This window comes from Mycolicibacter kumamotonensis (assembly GCF_002086285.1).
Taxonomy (GTDB): domain Bacteria; phylum Actinomycetota; class Actinomycetes; order Mycobacteriales; family Mycobacteriaceae; genus Mycobacterium; species Mycobacterium kumamotonense.
The window spans coordinates 16,570-35,780 of the sequence record NZ_MVHU01000027.1 but is presented as its reverse complement, the minus strand read 5'-3'; the positions used below and the strand labels follow the sequence as shown (position 1 = coordinate 35,780).

Below are 19,211 nucleotides of genomic sequence, written 5' to 3'. Positions count from 1 at the left end.
TCCAGTCGTCACCACGGCCCAGGCGGTAGGAACCTACCGCCTGGGCCGTGCGCTGTTCATCGCAGCCCAGCGTCGCAAGCTGTGGGAACTACGGCGCATCTGCCATGGCTGGATCGCCGATTGGGCGACCAGAATCGGATCGAAGTGTTGTTGAGAGGAGAACAGATGCCCGAGAGCAGGTCGGACCGACGGGTGTTGATCACCGGCGCCTCCAAGGGAATCGGGCGGGCGGTGGTGGACCGCCTGGCATCGCGGGGGGTGGAGCCGATCGGTATCGCCCGCACCGCACCCGCGAGTTTTCCGGGGCCGTTCTATCCGGTGGACTTGGCCGACCGTGCGGCCACCGCGCGCACGCTGGATGCGATCCTCGCCGGCGGCACCGTCGATGCGGTGGTCAACAACGTGGGCTTCGCGCACTTCGGCCGGATTGGATCGATCGACCTCGATCACCTGTTTGAGACCTACGACCTCAACGTGCGTACCGCGGTGCAGGTGGTCCAGGCCGTACTGCCGGGCATGGTCGACCGCGGATGGGGCCGCATCGTCAACGTCACGAGCCTGACCACGTTGGGCAGCCCGGAGCGCACGCCGTATGCGGCGGCCAAGGCGGCGCTGGAAACCTGCACCCTGATCTGGGCGCGGGAACTCGCCGAGACGGGTATCACCGTGAATGCGGTGGCGCCCGGCCCCACCGAGACCGAAATGTACCGGGAGCGCAGCCCGGTCGGCTCGGAGCGGGAAAAGGTTTTCCTGCAGAACATTCCGATGCATCGCGTCGGTAGGCCGGAGGAGATCGCACATGCGATCTGCTTCTTGTTGGACGAGGACGCCGGGTACATCACCGGGCAGATCATCCGGGCGGACGGCGGCGGAAGTCTCGCCGGATAAGCCCACGTAGCGAACCGAAAGGAGCTGGATCAATGACCGCAGCATTGGAAACCGTTGCAGGGGTGTCGATCCCCGACACCGCGCTGGTGCGGGAGGCCACCGAGTTCATCCGCGACGTCGAAGACGATCTGCTGTATCACCATTCGCGCCGGGTGTTCTTCTTCGGCGCGCTACAGGGGCAACACCGCGGGCTGGCTCCCGACCTGGAACTGCTCTACGTGGGGGCGATGTTCCACGACCTGGGCCTGACCGAGCCGCGTCGCAGCACCTCGGCCCTGCGTTTCGAGGTCGACGGCGCGAACGCGGCACGGGATTTCCTGCTGGAGCGCGGCATCGACCAAGCCGATGCCCGCAAGGTGTGGTTGAGCATCGCTTTGCACACCACCCTGGGGGTACCGGAATTCCTCGACCCGGAGATCGCGCTGGTCACTGCCGGCGTCGAGACCGATGTCCTCGGCATCGGCCGTGACGATCTGTCCGCGGATCAGCTTGCCGCGGTGACCGTGGCGCACCCGCGACCCGACTTCAAACGCCGTATCCTGCATGCCTTCACCGAAGGCGTCAGACACCGCCCGGACAGCACATTCGGCACGGTGAACGCCGACGTGCTCGCGCACTACGATCCGTCATTCGTCCGTGGCGATTTCGTCGAGACCATTCTGGCAAACAGCTGGCCGGAGTGAGCCTCAGTCGTCTTTGCTGATCAGCTTGCCCAGCGCCACCCGATCCGATGCCAGCAGTTCGTCGATGCGCGGCTGGTTCACGTCGGCGACGATGATCTCGCCGACCTCCTGGTGCACGCTGCTGAAGATGCCGTGCGCCTTCATCTTCTCGGTCTGATACAGGTTGTCCTGGGTGGGCGTGACGTAGTGCACCGCGGCAGCTTTGAACCGGTGGATCAGCCACAGGTGGGTCAGATCCATCAGGCGCTTCTGGCGCAACTTCTCGGCGAAGGTGTTCTGGTCGCGCACGGTCAGGATGCTGCGGCCGTGTCGGTCCTTGATCGGGTCGACGATCACGTTGGCGAGTTTCTCGTCGTCGTCGCCGTAGATCCCGAGTTCGAGGACGTCGGAGCCGGGACGGGTCGGGCGAAGGTGCACGCGCAGACTCTCGGCGAGCTGATAGTGCTCGCTCCACAACGCCAGCCAGTCCTCCAGCAGCTTCTTGGGCACCTCGGTCTGCACCAGGTGCTGGGCCTGGGTGGAGCCGGCGCCCATCGCCTTGGTGGTGGCGGTGCGGCCGGAGGAGGCGGCCAGCGCGGCGTCGCTGCGGGGCCCGCCGACCAGGGTCTGCGGGGTCCGGTAGGGCGACTCGACCAGCCGCATCTTGCGCTGCAGCCGGGCCAGGGCCAGCATGCCGTCCTGCAGCAGGGTGGCCGCGAACTCCTCGGAGGCCACACCGTCGACCTGGTGGCCGCCGTAGGTGATGAAGTTGAAGACGAACCCCATCTTGCCGAGTTCGGCGGGGAAGGCCCGCATCTGATCGTCGGTCATGCCGGTGGTGTCCCAGTTGAACGAGGGGGACAGGTTGTAGGCCAGCATCTGGTCGGGGTAGACCGCATGAATCGCGTCGGCGAACTGGCGGGCGTCGTCGAGGTCGGCGGTCTTGGTCTCCATCCACAGCAGATCGGCGAATGGTGCGGCGGCCAGCGACTTGGCGATCGCATAGGGGATGCCGCCGCGAACCTGGTAGTAGCCTTCGGGGGTCTTGGCCCGCTCGCAGTCCCAGCCCGGATCGGCGTTCAGTTCGGCGGCCTTTGCGTGTGCGGTGTAAAACGGTGCCCGCTCGGCGAATTCGCGCCATTGGGCGGCGGTCATATCGCGCGGGTCGCCTTCACGCTCGGCGAACTCGAGCATCTCGGCCACGGCCTCCCCATAGGTCATCAGTCCGGCGTCGTTCTGCCAGGCCTCGACGAACTTCGATTCGATCTCGTCGTAGACCCGATCGACGGACCGGTGTCCGTTGCCGCGCCAGCCGTCGGCCGCCTTGGTGATCAGGGCGGCGATGCCGTTGCGTTCCAGCCAGGCGTCGGCGGCGGCGTACTCGCCGTCGGGCAGGTCGTAGAGCAGGTGACCGTTGACCTCGGTGACTCCGGCGTTGTACAGCATCCGGGTCATCGCCAGGAAGCAGGCCTTGTAGGCCGGAATCTTCAGGTTGGTGGTGCCCAAAATGAACGGCTGGTCGCGCTCGTCGGCGCGGCTGTCGATCAGGTTGGCCGCCTCGGCGTCGGTGCGCGCCACGATGATGCCGGGCACACCCATGATGTCCAACTGGAACCGGGCGGTGTTCAGACGCTTGATCTGCTCGTCGGAAGGCACCAGCACCTTGCCGCCCTGGTGTCCGCACTTCTTGGTCCCGGGACGCTGATCTTCGATGTGATAGCCGGGCACGCCGGCTTCGACGAATCGCCGGATCAGGTTGCGTACGTGCGGATCACCGCCGTGACCGGTGTCCGCGTCGGCGATGATGAACGGCCGGTAGTCCACGGCCGGGGTCGCGGCGCGCTGTTCTTCGGTCATCTGCAACCGCAGGTACTGCTGATTGCGGTCGGCGGTGAGCAGGGCGCGCACCAGCCCGGCCGCCTCGTCGGGCACCTGACTCAGCGGATAGCTGGCCAGGTCTGGGCCCGGGTCCTCGGTGATGGAACCCTTGGCCGACGTCGCCCAGCCACCCAGGTAGATGCCCTCGATGCCGACCCGCTTCATCACCACCGCCTGGCCGGGGGAGTAGGGACCGAAGGAGGTGATGCTCTTGTGCTCGGCGAACAGTTCGCGCAACCGCGCGTAGAACGCGGTCGCCGCCTCGCGCGCCACGGTGTAGTCGGCGGGGATGGTGCCGCGCTGCTCGACGACCTGACGCGCGGTGTAGAGGCGGGTGATTCCTTCGAAACGCGGGCTGTCGAAGTATTGCTGTGTCGCCACGACGTCGGCCTCGACGTCTCGGCCGGCCGGTGCGCTCGTTGCTGTGTTCGTTTCGGTAGTCGTCATGGATCCACGCTCCTGTTCGCCCCGGTTCGCACCTGTTACTCCCCAGTATTGTGCCGCCGCTGGCGCTGCGATAGCCCGGTTTCGCCATACATCTTCCGTACGCCGCAGACGATGCCCCGGAACTTGAGGCAAGCCGGTGGATTCGGCAGCTTTCGTGGCTATGGTGAACAGTTATGACGGCCCGGTCAGGCCATTGGAGCACCCCCGCGGGTCAACCGCCGCAGCGCATCGCTTCGGCGGATCGACCGATCGGCCGCTGGGGAGCGCGACGGATGAGCCGGCGCTTCGCCGAGGTCGGGGTACAGATCCCGGCGGCCCGCCTGCGGGAGATGACCGCCGGTGCGCCGCCGGGATCGGCGGAGTCGATCGACTACATGTTCGCGCTCGCCGCGACCGCGATGCAACGCGAGCAGAGGCTGGCCCGGGCGCAGCGCAACCGGCGCCGCCTGGTGCATGTGCTCATCGTGGGCGGGCTGATGCTCGCCGCGCTGAACCTGCTGATCTGCATGGGCTACCTCTTCATCAGCCTGGCACTGCACGAACCGGTGATGTGAGTCCCGCCGTACTCGTGGTCTGCGTCAGCCGATCTGTGCGAGTCTGGGCGCCAACTCGTCGCCGAGGCGGCGGACAAAGCCGACCGGGTCGGGGTTGCCCGGCAGCGGCCCGGTGTGGACCAGGTCGAATCCCAAGCCGGCACAGTAGTCCACGGTCCGCAGGTAGCCGTCGAGATCGGCGAACGGGTCGGCGAACAGTCCGACCGTCTTGCGGATCTCGGCCGGATCGCGTCCGGCCTCTTCGCAATGCCGGCGCAGCACCTCAACCTTGCGGCCCAAATCGTCGGGCCGCAGCACGGTGCCGTTGCGGTTCCATATGTCGGCGTACTGCGCCGCAAGCCGCAACGTCTTCTTCTCGCCACCACCACCGATCAAGATCGGTGGCTGTCTGACCGGCTGCGGCGCACAGATGGTCTCAGCCAGCCGGTAGTGCTTGCCGACATAGGGCCCATCGTCCGGGCTCCACATCTGTCTGCAGATCTGCAGCGTCTCCTCGACCATCTCGAAGCGGTCGCTCAGCGGTGGAAGCGGGACGCCGAGGCCGGTGTGTTCCCGTTCGTACCAGCCGGTTCCGATACCGAAGATGAACCGTCCTCCCGACAGGACGTCCAAGGTGGCGGCGGTTTTGGCCAGCACCCCGGGATGACGGTAAGTCACGCCGGTGACCAGCACACCCAGCGGGATGCTGCGGGTCTGACCGGCGACGAAAGCCAAGGCGGTATAGCACTCCAGAAAAGGATCCTGGGCGCGGCCCAGCTGTTCCATCTGGAAGAAATGGTCCTGCATGGTGAACATCGCCGCGCCTGCCTCCTCGGCGGCGACAGCGGCGCCGGCGAGCACCGGTCCGAGCCGGGCCGGGTCACCGGGCTGGAAATCAACAAAATGTATGCCTAATTCCATTGTGATGGACGTCCTTTGCGGTCAAGGCGGATAACGGCACGCGAGGGGCCGCGAACAGCCGGCGACCCATCACATAGTTGCAACCGCGGGCCGCCGAGGATGCTTCCGGGCACCGCTGCCGCAATTCGGCGGGCACCTAGACTGCGGTGCATGAAGGGCTTGGTCCAGATCGAGGAGTGCCTCGACGCGGACGGCGGCATCGTCCTGCCGCCGGGTGACACCCTGATCTCGCTGATCGACCGCAACGTCGCCAATGTCGGCGACGCGGTGGCCTTCCGCTATCTGGACTACGCCGGACCGGTCGAAGGCCGCGCCGTCGAACTGACCTGGGCGCAATTCGGTCGCAGGTTGCACGCCATCGCCGCGCGGCTGCAGGAGGTCACCGAGCGCGGCGACCGGGTGGCGATCCTGGCGCCCCAGGGCCTCGACTACGTCGCCGGGTTCTACGCGGCGGTCAAGTGCGGAACCATCGCGGTGCCGTTGTTCGCCCCCGAGCTGCCCGGGCACGCCGAACGCCTCGATACCGCGTTGCGTGACTCCACCCCGGTCGCGGTCCTGACCACGGCGGCGGCGCGTCACGTCGTCGAGGACTTTCTGGGCGGGCTGCCGCAGCAATTGCGACCACGGGTCGTGACCATCGACGAGATTCCCGACGCGGCCGCCGCAGCGTTCGTGCCCGTGGCAATCGATGTCGACGACGTGTCGCACCTGCAGTACACCTCCGGCACCACCCGGCCGCCGATCGGTGTGCAGGTGACCCACCGCGCGGTGGGAACCAACCTGCTGCAGATGATCCTGTCGATCGACATGCTGGACCGAAACACCCACGGGCTCAGTTGGTTACCGCTCTACCACGACATGGGCCTGTCGATGATCGGATTTCCCGCGGTCTACGGGGGGCATTCCACGCTGATCTCACCGACCGCGTTCATCCGCCGGCCGCAACGCTGGATCAACGCCCTGTCGGACGCATCACGGCGCGGTCGGGTGGTCACCGCGGCACCGAACTTCGCCTACGAACTGACCGCCCAGCGCGGCCTGCCCGCGCCGGGCGCCGACATCGACTTGTCGAACGTGGTGATGATCATCGGGTCCGAGCCGGTGAGCATGTCGGCGATCACTGCCTTCAACGAGGCCTTCGCGCCCTACGGGCTGCCGCGCACCGCGATCAAACCGTCCTACGGAATCGCCGAGGCGACGCTGTTCGTTGCCACGATCGCCCCCGACGCCGAGGCGAGCGTGCTGCACCTGGGCCGTGAGCAGCTCGGGGCGGGCCGCGCGGTGCCGGTGGCCGCCGACGCCCCGGATGCGGTGGTCCAGGTCTCCTGCGGCCGGGTCGCGCGCAGCCTGTGGGCGGTGATCGTCGACGCGGAAGCGGGCCGGGAGCTGCCCGACGGTCACATCGGCGAGATCTGGCTCCATGGCGACAACGTGACCGCCGGCTACTGGGGCCGGCCCGATGAGACTCGACGCGTCTTCGGCGCCCGGCTGCGACACCGGCTGGCGCAGGGCAGTCACGCCGAGCGTGTGCCGAGCGACGGCACCTGGCTGCGCACCGCGGATCTGGGGTTCTATCGCAACGGCGAGCTCTATGTGACCGGCCGGACCGTGGATCTGATGAACATCGACGGCCGCAGTCACTACCCGCAAGACATTGAGGCCACCGTGGCACACGCCTCGGCCATGGTGCGCAGCGGTTACGTGGTGGCGTTCACCGCACCGGCCGATTCCCTCGGCGGACTGGTGATCGTCGCCGAGCGCGCCACCGGAACCGGGCGCGAAGATCCCGCGCCGGCGATCGCGGCGATCCGCGCGGAGGTCTCCCGGGTGCACGGGTTGACCCCCGCCGATATCCGGTTCGTGCCGGCTGGAGCTATCCCGCGCACCACCAGCGGCAAGCTCGGGCGTACGGCGTGCCGCGAGCACTACCTCGCGGGCGCGCTGGACCGTCGCTGATACCGCGGCGTCATCGCCGGCACGCACAGCGGGCGCACAGCCGGGACATGTCGGGCACCCAAAGCAGCTAGCTAGCCTTCCTAAAGATATTGACCGGCGTGCCTTTGCCGGCCGGACATTAGGGGAGGCAATGGATTTCGGAGCCCTGCCACCGGAGATCAATTCGGCCCGGATGTACGCCGGAGCCGGGCCGGGCTCACTGCTGGCCTCCGCGACGGCCTGGCAGGATCTGGCCGCCGAACTGAACGCGACGGCCGCGTCCTACGGTTCGGTGGTCGCCGGCCTGACCACCGGGTCGTGGGCGGGGCCTTCGTCGGCGGCCATGGCGGCCGCGGCCAGCCCGTACATCACCTGGCTCAGCGCCACCGGGGCGCAGGCGCAGCAGGCGGCCGCCCAGGTGTCTGCGGCGGTCGGGGCGTATGAAACCGCATTCGCCGCCACGGTTGCACCTGCGCTCATCGCGGCCAATCGCAGCCTGCAGGCGACGCTGATCGCGACGAACGTGCTGGGGCAGAACACCGCGGCGATCGCGACCACCGAGGCGGAGTACCTGGAGATGTGGGCACAGGACGCAGCGGCGATGTACGGCTACGCCGCAGCGTCGGCGGCAGCCACCCGGCTCACACCATTCACGTCGCCGCCGCAGACCATCGACCCGTCCGGGCAGGCCAACCAGGCCGTGTCGGTGGCACAGTCTGCTGCCGCCACCACCGGAACCGACGCCGAGACGTTGATGAGTCAAGGGCCGCAGCTGATCTCGACAACCCCGGCGGCACTGCAGAGTCTGGCGGCGCCGGCGACAGAGACGTCGTCGGGTGCATCGGCGACGTCGCTGTCCAGTCTCTCCTCGCTGACCATGCCGTTGCGCATGGCGATGATGCCGATGAGCATGCTGATGCGGATGCTCATGGGCGGCACCAACGGAGCCAAGGGGGCTGCCGGGGCGGTAGCGACCGGGGTGGCGCCCGCCGCCGCGGCCGGGGCGCTGGCGTCTGGCAGTCGTGCGGTGACACTGACCGGACTCACCGGCGCTCCGACGGCGACGGCCGGACTGGGCCGGGCCGCCTCGATCGGTGCACTATCGGTGCCGCCGGCCTGGACCGGAGTGGGCGGCAGCGCCGCCCCGTCAGCGACGGCGCTGCCACTGGCCGGTGGGACGACCGCTCCGGCAGCCGGTGCCGGGATGATGCCGCCGATGGTGCCGGTCGGCAATCTCGCCGGGCGCGGCGGCATGGGCGGTGTCGCCACCCAGTACGACTTTCGTCCTAGCGTGATCCCGCGGTCACCGGCGGCGGGGTAGTCGCCGCTACCGCGGGCGGTGCGGTCCGCGCCGGCCGCACTCGGTGTATTTTGCTGGGCCACCAGAACCAACGGCCGAGCAGCGCCGCGATCGATGGGGTCAGAAATGACCGCACGATCAGCGTGTCGAACAACAGGCCGAGCCCGATCGTGCTGCCCGCCTGGCCGATCGAGTACAGGTCGCTGACCGCCATCGACATCATCGTGAACGCGAACACCAGACCTGCCGTGGTGACCACCGATCCGGTACCGCCGATGGATCGGATGATCCCGGTCTTGACCCCGGCGCCGATCTCCTCCTGGAACCGAGAAACCAGCAGCAGGTTGTAGTCCGAGCCAACCGCCAGCAGGATGATGACTCCGAACACCGGCGCGATCCAGTTCAGCGGCAGCCCGAAGATGTGCTGCCACACCAGCACCGACAGGCCGAACGCCGCACTCAGCGACAGCAGCACGGTTCCGACGATCACGGCAGCGGCCACCAGGGCGCGGGTGATCAACAGCATCACGATGAAGATCAACGTCACCGCGGCAACCCCGACGATCAGGATGTCGTAGGCGGAGCCGGCCTGAATGTCGTTGTATACCGCTGCGGTTCCGGTGAGATAGAACTTGGCGTTGGTCAGCGGCGTGCCCTTCACCGCGTCGTGGGCGGCAGCCAGCATCGGCTCGACGAACGAAATGCCCTTAGGCGTGGCCGGATCCGCATCGTAGGTGACGATGAAGCGAGCCGCGGTGCCGTCCGGGGACACGAAGATCGTCAGGCCCTTCTGGAAGTCGGGGTTGTCGAACGCCTCCGGCGGCAGGTAGAAGTAGTCGTCAGCCTTGGAGGCATCGAACGCCCGGCCCATCTCGCTGGCGGTGTCGCTCATCCGTGACATCTGGGTCACCAGGCCGGAGAAACTCGAGTGCATCGCAAGCAGGCTGGCCTGCATGGATTTCGCCACCGAGATCATCGGGTCGAACTGCCCGACGATCTGCGGCAGCACGGTGTTCATGTCGGCCATGTCGGCCAGCAGCGGCGCCATGTTCTCGCTGAACTTGTCCATGCCGTCGTAGGCGTCGAAGACCGAACGGATGGCATGACAGACCGGGATGCCGGTGCAGTGCTGTTCCCAGTAGAAGTAGTTGCGGACCGGGCGGGCGACGTCATCGAAATCGGCGATGTGGTCCCGGATCTCGTCGACGGTCGCGCTAATGGTGGCTATGTCGGCGTTCATGTTCTCGGTGGTGGTGCTCATTCGGGTGACGAGGTCCCGCAGCCGCACCATCGAGTCGACGGTGGCGTCGAGATCGTCGCTCATCGTGAGCATGTCGGCGAGCCGATCGCTCATGAATTGCAGGTTTTCCTGGATCGGAACGGCTTGCATGCTGATCTGGAACGGTATCGACGTGTGGTCGATGGGACTACCCAGCGGCCGAGTGATGCTCTGCACCCGCTCCACCCCCCGGGTGCGAAAGATGTTCTTGGCGATCCGGTCCAAGATGATCATGTCGGCGGGGTTGCGCAGGTCGTGGTCGGTTTCGACCATCAACACGTCGGGATTCATCCGGGCGGCGCTGAAATGCCGTTCGGCGGCGTCATAGCCAACATTGGCTGGCAGGTGGGCCGGGATGTAGAAGCGATCGTTGTAGCTGATCTTCATGCCGGGCACCGCGAGCATCCCGACCAGGGTGACCAATAGTGCGGCGATGAACACCGGTCCGGGCCAACGGACGTTGGCGGTGCCGATGCGCCGCCATCCACGCCCTTCGACCCGGTTGGGGTCGAGCAACGGGGCGGCGACCGCGACGATGGCAGGGGCGACGGTCAGCGCGCCGGCGATCACCACCAGCAGGCCCAGAGCCGAGGGGATGCCGAGTGCTTTGAAATAGGACAGCCGGGCGAAATGCAGACACAGCGAGGCTCCGGCGATGGTCAGCCCCGAGCCCAAGATGACATGCCAGGTGCCGCGGAACATCGAGTACCATGCCGTTTCGCGGTCATCGCCGGCGTTGCGGGCTTCGTGGTAACGGCCGATCAGAAAGATCGCGTAGTCGGTCCCCGCGGCGATCGCCAGCGACGACAACATCGCGACGACGAATGTCGAGAAGCCCAGCAGGCCCTGGTCTCCCAGCAGCGCGACCAGGCCGCGGGCGGTGCCCATCTCGAAACCGACCATCACCAGAACCAGGGCCACGGTGGCGGCGGATCGGTAGACCAGCGCCAGCATGATGACGATGACACCGCCGGTGACGGCCATCATCTTGAGCATGGATTTATCGGCGGCTTCGGTCATATCGGTGGTCAGCGCGGCCTGGCCTGTGACGTAGGCCTTCACCCCGTTTGGTGCCGGCACCGACGCGACGATCTTGCGGACTGCGTCGACGGACTCATTGCCCAGGGTGCTGCCCTGGTCGCCGGCGGTGTTGATCTGGGCGTAGGCGGCGCGGCCGTCGTTGCTCTGCACACCGGCGGCGGTGATCGGGTCACCCCACAGATTCGTGATGTGCTGGACGTGTTCGTGATCGGCCGCAATCCGTTCGATCAGCGCGTCGTAATAGCGGTGGGCGTCCGGACCGAGTTCGGACTCGCCCTCGAGCACCAGCATGACGATGCTGTCGGAGTCGAACTCGTCGAACTTTGCGCCGATGTGCTTCGCCGCGATCAGCGACGGGGCGTCGGGAGGGGACATCGTCACCGCGTGGTCTCGCGCCACCGACTCGATCGGCGGCACCAGTACGTTGAGGCCGACGGTCACCAGCAGCCAGAAGACGATCAGCGGCCAGGCCAGCCTGCGGACCAGCCGCATGTACCACGGCCGGGGATCAGCCGGGGTGCTCATGCGGCTTTGACCAGACAAAAGGCCTGGGCGTGGCGTCCGACCGCGACGTGTTCGTCGTGCACCGAGCCGTTGACGGTGATGCGGCAACCAATCCGGTCGCCGTCACCCTGGGCCACAACGTTGCCGATCACGGCAGGACTCGTTGTGGTGATGGTGAAGCTCCACGGCAGCCGGGCGAACATCGCGCGCCTCGGCTGGGCCCCGTCGTCGAGGTAGCTGATCCGGCCCGTGCTGGTGTCCGGGCCGAAAACCTCGTAGATGACTTGTTTTTCGTTGATGGAGGCGATCGGCTGGGAACCGCTGCCGTCCCAGTGGAAGATCGCGTCGGATCCGAAGGCTCCGCGCAGGTTGAGCACGGCCATGGATCCGGCCACTGCCGCCAAGGCGACCACCAGTGGCAGCCAGGCCCGTTTCGTGATCGTGGCTATCAGACGCACCTCGCACCTCCTGTCCTGCAAAATACCATACCCCGTAGGGTATATAGCCCAGGTCGGTATCCGCCGGTGGAGGTGGTTCGAGCTAGAGGCCGCGCTTTTTCTGCGCCGCGACCGCTTCGCCCAGCCAGCGCCTCAGGAACCGGCGCAGGTCATCTGGCGAGCGATCGGGATCGTTGGGCGCCACGATGAACGAGAGCATGATCCGCAGGGTGAACTCGACGAGTTCGCGCAGGCTGGCCTCGTCGTAGCCGTATCGTTTCCAGTCGACGTCGAACCGTTCGATCATCCGCATCCCGAACGCCCGGGCCTCCTCGGAGGTCATTTCGCGGCTGTGCGTGGACGAGGACGACAGCACCGCCCCCAGGTGCGGCGAGCGGACCACCGCGTCCAGGGTGTAGAGGGTGCCCTCGGTGAGCGCGTCGGCCGGATCGTGAATGCCATGGACGTGCTCGGTCAGCCGGTCGAGAAAGCCGTCGACCGAGGCGATGGCGACGGCGCGCATCAGGGCATCGGCGGTGGGGAAGTAGCGGTACACCGTCTGCCGGATGACGCCCAGCGAGTTCGCGACGTCGGCCAGCGAGACAGCCGACCCGGTCTCGGCGACCAGGTCGACGGCCGCGGCGATGATCCGCTGCCCGGCCTCTTCGTCACTGTGGGGCGGGTTGCCGCCCCAGCCGCGCCGGCGTGCCATCAGCGATCCCCTTGACAACGGTCCTGTACCGAACAATCATACGCGAAGACGTTCATTTGTATGTTGATAGGCGAGGTGGCCATGACCGACCTGATCGTGCGCAAGTTGCGGTTCGCATTCGCCGATCATCCCGTGCCGTTCCTGTGGAACGAAACCAACCCGGCGTTCTCGTCGATGGCCAACGCGGTGTCGTTCCTGGCGATCGGGTTCGAGAAGATGATCGTCAGCATGATCGCCGAGGCCATGCCGTTGATCACCGACCCGGCCGTCGCCGAGGAGGCCGACGCCTTCGTCCGTCAGGAAGGCCAGCATTCGATGGCCCACCGCGGGCACGCACGGGCGCTGATCAAGGCCTACCCGGGGCTCAAGGAGACCCTCGACGAGTGCAACGCGATGTTCGACACGATGACCGCGGAGAAATCCCTGGACTATCGGCTCGCCTACACCGCCGATCTCGAGGCGACATTCACCCCGGTTTTCAAGCTCATGCTCGACCACGACGACACGCTGTTCGCTCCGGGTGATGACCGCGTCGCGTCACTGTTCTTGTGGCACTTCGTCGAAGAGGTCGAGCACCGTAGCTCCGCACTGATCATCTATGACCACGTGATCAACGATCCGTGGTACCGGATGCGGATGGCGCCGTCGATCTTCAAACATGTGATGGGTGTGATCAAGGTGGCCTGCCTGGGGTTCAACAAGCACATCCCGGTGGCGGACCGCAAGGTCGATGCGCTGTCGCTGTTCAGCACCTACCGAGGCAAGCAGGCCTGGCGGCGGCGGATGCCGTTCGGGTGGCCGGCCGATCACGGACCGGTACTCGATGCCTTCAGACATCTGCCGAAGGGGGAGATGCTCACGGCCGTGAACGGTATCGTGCGTAGTCAGCTGCCCAATCACAAACCGGCGCACGAGAAGATTCCGGTCCTGGCCGAGGAGTGGTTCGCCCGCTACGACCAGGGCTACGACGTGACGAAGTGGTACACCGCTGACGAGAAGAGCGCCTGATGTCCGATCTGTGTGCACCCACTTTCGAGAGGCTCGCCGAATCGCTGGGCTTTTCCTGCTCGGAGGCCGGGGGGCTGGCGGAGTTCCGCAATCCGCTGCACCTGGAGAACTGGACGCTGCCGGTCCTGGAGCTGACCGTGATCATCGGGGCGGTGCTGGCGCTGGTCTACGCGATCAACCGGTTTCGGCGGCACGGGGATGCCACCAATCTGGCGCTGTGGTTCGGTGCGATCGCCTATCTGCTGATCATCGAGCCGCCGCTGTATTTTCCGGCGGCGTTCGGCATCGACGAGCATGTCGACACGATGTTCGCGCACAACGTGTTCAGTGTCGATTTCTTGTGGGGCAGGCTGCCGCTGTACATCGTTGCGATCTATCCGATGATGGCGACCGTCGCCTTCGAGATCGTCCGCATCCTGGGCGTGTTCCGCCGCTACGGCGTCGTCGTCGGCGCGGTGTGCGTGGGGTTTGTCCACCACGCCTTCTACGAGATCTTCGATCACCTTGGGCCGCAGCTGCGCTGGTGGGAGTGGTCGGTGGACAACCCGCTCAATCAACCGATGTTCGCCTCGGTGCCGATGGGCAGTGTGGTGGTGTTCGCAGCGCTGTGGCCGGCGTCGCTGGCGTTCTGTGTCCAGCTGCTCGTGGGCCGTCAGGTCGATCAGGGTAGGCGATTCGGTGGGCTGCAGGTGCTCCTGCGAACCATCGTCATCGGCCTGCTGGCATCGCTGGGTACCGGCATCCTGCCGCTGCCGGCGACACTTCTGGGCGCCGCCACCGATGGCCGGTTGCTGGGGATCGCTTATGCCGCAGAGCTTCTGATCATGGTGGTGATTGCCGTTCCGGTGCTTATCCTGCAATGGCGGCGGCTGCGATTGAACCTGATCGTCGGTGGTCGGCACGACAATCCCCTGATCGTCCGCTACGCGGCGGTCTACCTCTCGGTCATGACGGTGTTGTGGCTGACCGCGCTGCCGGCCTACCTCGACGCGGTGGACGGGGTGACCGCCAACGGCGACCCGGTGGGCAGCCTGTGGTACACGATCGTGTGTTTCGCGGTGGCCTACCTGTGCGTCACGGCCGCGGCCACGGTGCCGCCGATCCTGCCGGATGCAGCCGAGCGGGCCGAGCACGCTCCCGCCGGGGTCTGATTCAGCGGCCCTGCCAGCGCGGCGGCCGCTTCTCCCGCCAGGCGCGCATACCCTCGGTGACGTCGTCGGTCGCCCCGACCACCTTGCGCATGGTCTCCCCGAACCGGACGGCGTCGATCCAGCTCATGTCGCCGGTGCGCCACGCCACTTCTTTGGTGGCTCGCTGAGCCAGGGGAGCGGCCTTGGCCAGCGTGCGCGCCCAGGACCGGGCGGTCTGCTGCAGGTCGGCCGGCTCGACCACCTTCCACACCAGACCGATCTCCTTGGCCCGCTGGGCGGTCATCGGCTCCCCGGTCAACAACAACTCCATGGCATTGGCCCAGCCCACCCGGTGCGGCAGCCGGATGGCACCGACGATGGTGGGCACCCCGAGGCGCACCTCCGGGAAACGGAACACCGCCTCGGTGCTGGCGATCACGAAGTCGCAGAACAGCAATCCGGTCAATCCGTAGCCGACGCACGGGCCGTGCACGGCGGCGATGGTCGGCTTGAAAAGCTCCATACCGGACTCGAAGGAGTTGATGGTGGGCTTCTCCCAGAACGTGCCGGCGAACGTGCCGACAGTGCCCTGAGAGTCGGCGAGGTCGGCCCCGGCGCAGAAGACCTCCCCGTTGGCGGTCAGGATCCCCACCCAGGCGTCCTCCTCGGCGCGGAAGCGCTCCCAGGCCGCGTTGAGGTCGGTGCGCAGCGCTCCGTTGATGGCGTTGCGGGCCTCGGGGCGATTCAGCGTGATCGTGGCGACATGGTCGTCCAGCTCGTAGGTGACCAGGGTCATAGCACCACTGCTCCTCATCGCCGGCGCTGCATCGTCGTGGCGCGCGCTCATTGCTGCACCGTACCGTCGGAGCCGTGCGATGGATCATCGATGCGATGAACGTGATCGGTTCTCGCCCGGACGGCTGGTGGAAAGACCGCCATCAGGCCATGGTCCGGTTGACCCGACACCTCGAACGGTGGGCGGCCGCGGACGGCAGGGACGTCACCGTGGTCTTCGAAAGGCCGCCGTCCCCGCCGATCGACTCGGAGGTGATCGCGATCGGCGCGGCGCCGCGAGCCGGCACCAACTCCGCCGACGACGAGATCATCCGGATGGTGCATGCCGACCGGCATCCGCACCACATCACCGTCGTGACGTCAGATTCCGCCCTGCTGGAACGGGTCCGGGAAGCCGGAGCGAACACCTACCCCGCGAAGGGATTTCGCGATCTCATCGAGGCACCCCCGGCCCCGGGCCAAGGACGGGTTCAGTCCGGTCGCTGAGCGGCCGCCGCCGCCCCGGCACGGCGGCCGGCGAACACGCAGTCGGCGATCGACAGCCCGCTGACGTAGGACCGTGATGCGATCCCGATGGCGGTACGCCCGGCGCTGTAGAGCCCGGGGATCGGGGCGCCCTCGGCGTCGAGCACCGCGCCGGTGTCCTCGGCGACGCGTACGCCGCCCAAGGTCAGCATCGGGGTGGGCAGCAACACGTTGGGGCGTACCGAGATGTCCAACAGGGTGAACGGGGCTTTGTCGATACGACGGCGGAATTCGGCCGGTTTGCCGACCGGGTCCTCGCTATCGGAGTCGATCGCGTCATTGTGCGCGGCGACGGTGGCCGCCAAACCCACCGGATCGATGCCGGCGGCCCGTGCCGCTTCCGCAAGCGTCTTGCCGCGTTTGGCGCCGGACAGCATCAGCGCGGCGGACTGGGCGCGCTGAAACCACAGGGTCTGGGTGAGCAGCTGACGCCGAGCCTCCGACATGAGTGCGGCATCGGCGAGAATCCACCCCTTGCTGCCATGGTTTTTCACCAGGGCCTGGCCGAGTGCTGCGCCGTAGCGGGTCTCGTCGAGCACCCTGCTGCCCTTCTCGTCGACGACGATCGAGGAGATGAACGCACTCGGCGGGGTGATGAACCGCCACGCCGACACATTGTCCATCCGGTCGGTCACCGCGCCGACGCTCTGCGCCAGCGCGATACCGCTGCCGTCGTCACCGCTGGTGCCCAGCGGCAGGCCTCCGTTGAACTCCGGTGCGTAGCGTTTACGCCACTCGGTGTTGGCGATGAAGCCGCCGGCGCAGATGATCACCCCGCGGCGTGCGGTGATCTCGATGGGGCGCGCGTGCCGGCGCTGCAACGTCTTGAGTCGGCGTTCCATCGCGGCGCGCAGCGGTGGGTAGTAGACGCCGGGCTTGGAGGAAATCGCGGCCAGCCGCGCGTAGCGCCGCTGGATGCGCCGCGGTGCCTGATCCATCGTCATGGCACGCACCCCGATCACCCGGCCCGCTGCGTCCTGCAGCAGATCGGTGACGCCTGTGTGCGGCCGGAAGTCCACACCGAGCTTGCGCGCCGAATCGGCCAGCGGCGCATAGATCTTCTTGCCCGAGGTGCCCTTTCCGTAGGCCCGGTGGCCGCGCTGCACCGGCGGGGTGTGGGCGCGAAACGCCCCGGCGTTCTCGCTGCCGGAGTGATACAGGTAGTAGCGGTTGTTCGGAAACGACGTCTTGTAGGGGCACAGGCCCGGGTGGAACGGCACCCCGTGGGCGCTCAGCCAGTCGATCATCTCCGGACTGGTGTCGACGAAGCGCTGAAGTGTGCCCGGGCTGACCGCGTCACCGACTTCCAGGCGCAGGTAGTCCAGCATCTGCTCGGGGGTGTCCTCGACCCCGGCGTCTTTCTGGACCGAGGTCCCGCCCCCGGCGTAGATGATGCCCCCGGAGATCGCGGTGGCGCCGCCGCCGTTTGCGCGGTCCACCGCGATGACCTCGGCGCCGTGTTCGCGGGCGGTGATCGCCGCGGAGGTACCGGCTGCGCCGAACCCGACGATGACGACGTCAGTGGTCACGCTGGTGGTGGTCACGCGCTTTCCCCTCGATGACGTGAGCTGGTCGGCCCACAATGTAACAATTCGTAGTCAACGGTCAACGATGATGACCAGCGCATATTATCGCCTACTCCGTTTATAACGGAACGTGTTCTAGTTGGTCGGGAACGCTCCGGATGCCCGTCTTGCGTGGTTTCGGCCGGTTCGGGGGCCAAGATGATCGGTATGCCTGCTCGGTTCCTGCGCGCCGTCGCCGCCCCGCTGCTCGTCCTCGTCTTCACGACGGCGGCACCGGTCGGGGCGGCTCCGGGCCCCGATCCGGCCGCGCTGGCCGCCGATCTGGTCGCCGCCGATCAGGCGCTGCGTAATCCCTCGGCACCCGAACAGGTGCTGGCCGCCGCCGCGCGCCGCCAGCAGGTTGCCTACCGCACCCTGGGCGCCCACCCCGAGTGGGACGCCATCGCCCGGCCGCAGATCCCGCCGGCACTGCTCGCGGTCTACGACCGCAACATCGACGCTCGTCGCCAACTGACCGCCCTCACCCCGCCCAAAGACAGCCTGCCGCCGTGGCGGGTGGTGCCCCCGGTGCCGGCGAACGAACTGCTGGACTGCTACCGGGCGGCCGAGGCGGCGACGGGGGTGCCCTGGAATTACCTGGCAGCCATCAATTTCGTCGAGACCGGCTTCGGCCGAATCAACGGAGTCAGCGATGACGCCGCGCAGGGTCCGATGCAGTTCCTGCCCTCGACCTTCGCCGCCTACGGCAACGGCGGAGACATCCACTCGCCACGCGACAGCATCATGGCCGCCGGCCGGCTGTTGGCCGCCAACGGGTTTGCCACCAATCGGGATCGGGCGATCTGGGGCTACAACCACTCCGATTATTACGTGCGGGCGGTCAACGACTACGCCGCGGTCCTCGGCGGGGACCCGGCCGGGTTCGCCGGGTACTACCGCTGGGACACCTATTACCGCACCACCGCCGGCGATCTGTTGCTGCCGATCGGCTACGCCTCGAGTACCCGCATCCCGGTCAGCGAGTACCTGGCCACCCATCCGCAGTAAGGCCCGGCAGGCGGTTCAGCGGGTCGCGTTGAGGATCTTGATCGCGAAGACCAGCGTGTCGCCCGGCCGGATGCCGGCGGCCGGTTGCCCTTCGGGGTAGCCGTCGGCGGGGATCATGGCAACCGCCACCGTCGACCCCACCTTCTGGCCCGCGATGGCCTTCTGGAAGCCCGGCACGACCCGGTCGAGTCCGAACTCGACCGGTTCGCCGCGCTCGTAGCTGCTGTCGAACACCGACCCGTCTCGTCCGTTGACGCCCATGTAGCAGACCGACACCGTCGCATTGTCCGAAACGACGCGCCCCTCGCCGGCATGCAGCGTGTGCACCTCGGTCTGGGTGACGCTGAACGGCGCCTGCACGGCCACGCGTGGCGCGGCCGTGTCGGTGGAACCGGTCACCGCGACGCTGCCGCTGGCTCCGGTCAGTGTCCAATCCGCCGCCGCTTCGGCAGCCGGCGCAGATGAGGGACACGCGGTCACCGTCTCCGCGGTGGGGGGCATGGTGAACAGATCGGTCACCGAGGACGTCTTCGTCGACGAGGTGTCGGTATCGGAGCCGCTACAACCGGCAAGGGTCAAGACCAACGAGGTGGCAGTGAGTCCGACGAACAAAGGCAGGCGAGAACGATTCACCTTGGTCAGG

The 19,211-nt window shown here is 67.1% G+C and carries 17 protein-coding genes; 9 read left to right on the top strand and 8 right to left on the bottom strand.

The features are described 5' to 3' along the window. The first annotated feature begins 165 nt into the window (after positions 1–165). The gene (locus tag BST28_RS16665; protein WP_019737036.1) at positions 166–888 is read left to right on the top strand and encodes an SDR family oxidoreductase; all 723 of its coding nucleotides are present in this window, start codon (positions 166–168) and stop codon (positions 886–888) included. 44 nt (positions 889–932) lie between these two features. Further along, the gene (locus BST28_RS16660) at positions 933–1,571 is read left to right on the top strand and encodes an HD domain-containing protein (RefSeq protein ID WP_207570120.1); all 639 of its coding nucleotides are present in this window, start codon (positions 933–935) and stop codon (positions 1,569–1,571) included. A gap of 3 nt (positions 1,572–1,574) precedes the next feature. Here the strand turns inward: BST28_RS16660 and aceA are convergent, their stop codons facing one another. Next, positions 1,575–3,875: an isocitrate lyase ICL2 gene (aceA, locus tag BST28_RS16655; RefSeq protein WP_065287358.1), complete on the bottom strand. Its 2,301-nt coding sequence runs from the start codon at positions 3,873–3,875 to the stop codon at positions 1,575–1,577. A 272-nt stretch (positions 3,876–4,147) separates the two neighbouring features. Here aceA and BST28_RS16650 point away from each other — a divergent pair, with 272 nt between their 5' ends. After that, positions 4,148–4,429, top strand: a complete 282-nt coding sequence (locus tag BST28_RS16650) for a hypothetical protein (RefSeq protein ID WP_083081961.1) — start codon at positions 4,148–4,150, stop codon at positions 4,427–4,429. A gap of 24 nt (positions 4,430–4,453) precedes the next feature. On the opposite strand, the gene BST28_RS16645 is transcribed toward BST28_RS16650, so the two are convergent. After that, positions 4,454–5,329: an LLM class F420-dependent oxidoreductase gene (locus BST28_RS16645; RefSeq protein WP_019737040.1), complete on the bottom strand. Its 876-nt coding sequence runs from the start codon at positions 5,327–5,329 to the stop codon at positions 4,454–4,456. Positions 5,330–5,479: 150 nt separating this feature from the next. Here BST28_RS16645 and BST28_RS16640 point away from each other — a divergent pair, with 150 nt between their 5' ends. Then, positions 5,480–7,285 (top strand): fatty acyl-AMP ligase, encoded by a 1,806-nt coding sequence (locus tag BST28_RS16640; protein WP_083081959.1) that lies wholly within the window; start codon positions 5,480–5,482, stop codon positions 7,283–7,285. Positions 7,286–7,415: 130 nt separating this feature from the next. Continuing rightward, positions 7,416–8,585 (top strand): PPE family protein, encoded by a 1,170-nt coding sequence (locus tag BST28_RS16635; RefSeq protein WP_019737042.1) that lies wholly within the window; start codon positions 7,416–7,418, stop codon positions 8,583–8,585. Here BST28_RS16635 and BST28_RS16630 read toward each other — a convergent pair. From BST28_RS16630 to BST28_RS16620, 3 genes are all read right to left on the bottom strand, one after another. Continuing rightward, on the bottom strand, positions 8,551–11,409 hold the full coding sequence (locus BST28_RS16630) for an MMPL/RND family transporter (protein ID WP_019737043.1): 2,859 nt from the start codon (positions 11,407–11,409) through the stop codon (positions 8,551–8,553). The genes BST28_RS16635 and BST28_RS16630 overlap by 35 nt on opposite strands. Continuing rightward, complete coding sequence (locus tag BST28_RS16625; protein WP_019737044.1) at positions 11,406–11,846, bottom strand: MmpS family transport accessory protein; 441 nt, start codon at positions 11,844–11,846, stop codon at positions 11,406–11,408. The genes BST28_RS16630 and BST28_RS16625 overlap by 4 nt, the downstream gene beginning before the upstream one ends. 82 nt (positions 11,847–11,928) lie before the next feature. Next, the gene (locus tag BST28_RS16620) at positions 11,929–12,537 is read right to left on the bottom strand and encodes a TetR/AcrR family transcriptional regulator (RefSeq protein ID WP_065287362.1); all 609 of its coding nucleotides are present in this window, start codon (positions 12,535–12,537) and stop codon (positions 11,929–11,931) included. An 81-nt stretch (positions 12,538–12,618) separates the two neighbouring features. On the opposite strand from BST28_RS16620, the gene BST28_RS16615 reads away from it, so the two are divergent. Both BST28_RS16615 and BST28_RS16610 read left to right on the top strand, forming a co-directional pair. Further along, positions 12,619–13,545 carry a metal-dependent hydrolase gene (locus BST28_RS16615; RefSeq protein ID WP_065287417.1) on the top strand — a complete coding sequence of 309 codons (927 nt, stop codon included), beginning with the start codon at positions 12,619–12,621 and terminating at the stop codon, positions 13,543–13,545. Continuing rightward, positions 13,545–14,696, top strand: a complete 1,152-nt coding sequence (locus BST28_RS16610; protein ID WP_065287363.1) for a hypothetical protein — start codon at positions 13,545–13,547, stop codon at positions 14,694–14,696. The genes BST28_RS16615 and BST28_RS16610 overlap by 1 nt, the downstream gene beginning before the upstream one ends. Position 14,697: 1 nt before the next feature. Here the strand turns inward: BST28_RS16610 and BST28_RS16605 are convergent, their stop codons facing one another. Further along, positions 14,698–15,471, bottom strand: a complete 774-nt coding sequence (locus tag BST28_RS16605; protein ID WP_083081957.1) for an enoyl-CoA hydratase/isomerase family protein — start codon at positions 15,469–15,471, stop codon at positions 14,698–14,700. Between the two features lie 74 nt (positions 15,472–15,545). On the opposite strand from BST28_RS16605, the gene BST28_RS16600 reads away from it, so the two are divergent. After that, positions 15,546–15,956 carry an NYN domain-containing protein gene (locus BST28_RS16600; RefSeq protein ID WP_065287418.1) on the top strand — a complete coding sequence of 137 codons (411 nt, stop codon included), beginning with the start codon at positions 15,546–15,548 and terminating at the stop codon, positions 15,954–15,956. Here BST28_RS16600 and BST28_RS16595 read toward each other — a convergent pair. Further along, positions 15,941–17,539 carry an FAD-binding protein gene (locus BST28_RS16595; protein WP_083081955.1) on the bottom strand — a complete coding sequence of 533 codons (1,599 nt, stop codon included), beginning with the start codon at positions 17,537–17,539 and terminating at the stop codon, positions 15,941–15,943. The two genes, BST28_RS16600 and BST28_RS16595, sit on opposite strands and share 16 nt — an antisense overlap. Positions 17,540–17,728: 189 nt before the next feature. Between BST28_RS16595 and BST28_RS16590 the strand changes: the two genes are divergently transcribed. Then, positions 17,729–18,568, top strand: a complete 840-nt coding sequence (locus BST28_RS16590) for a lytic transglycosylase domain-containing protein (protein WP_065287419.1) — start codon at positions 17,729–17,731, stop codon at positions 18,566–18,568. A 15-nt stretch (positions 18,569–18,583) separates the two neighbouring features. On the opposite strand, the gene BST28_RS16585 is transcribed toward BST28_RS16590, so the two are convergent. Further along, positions 18,584–19,210 carry an FKBP-type peptidyl-prolyl cis-trans isomerase gene (locus BST28_RS16585; RefSeq protein ID WP_420093445.1) on the bottom strand — a complete coding sequence of 209 codons (627 nt, stop codon included), beginning with the start codon at positions 19,208–19,210 and terminating at the stop codon, positions 18,584–18,586. Position 19,211 lies beyond the last annotated feature (1 nt).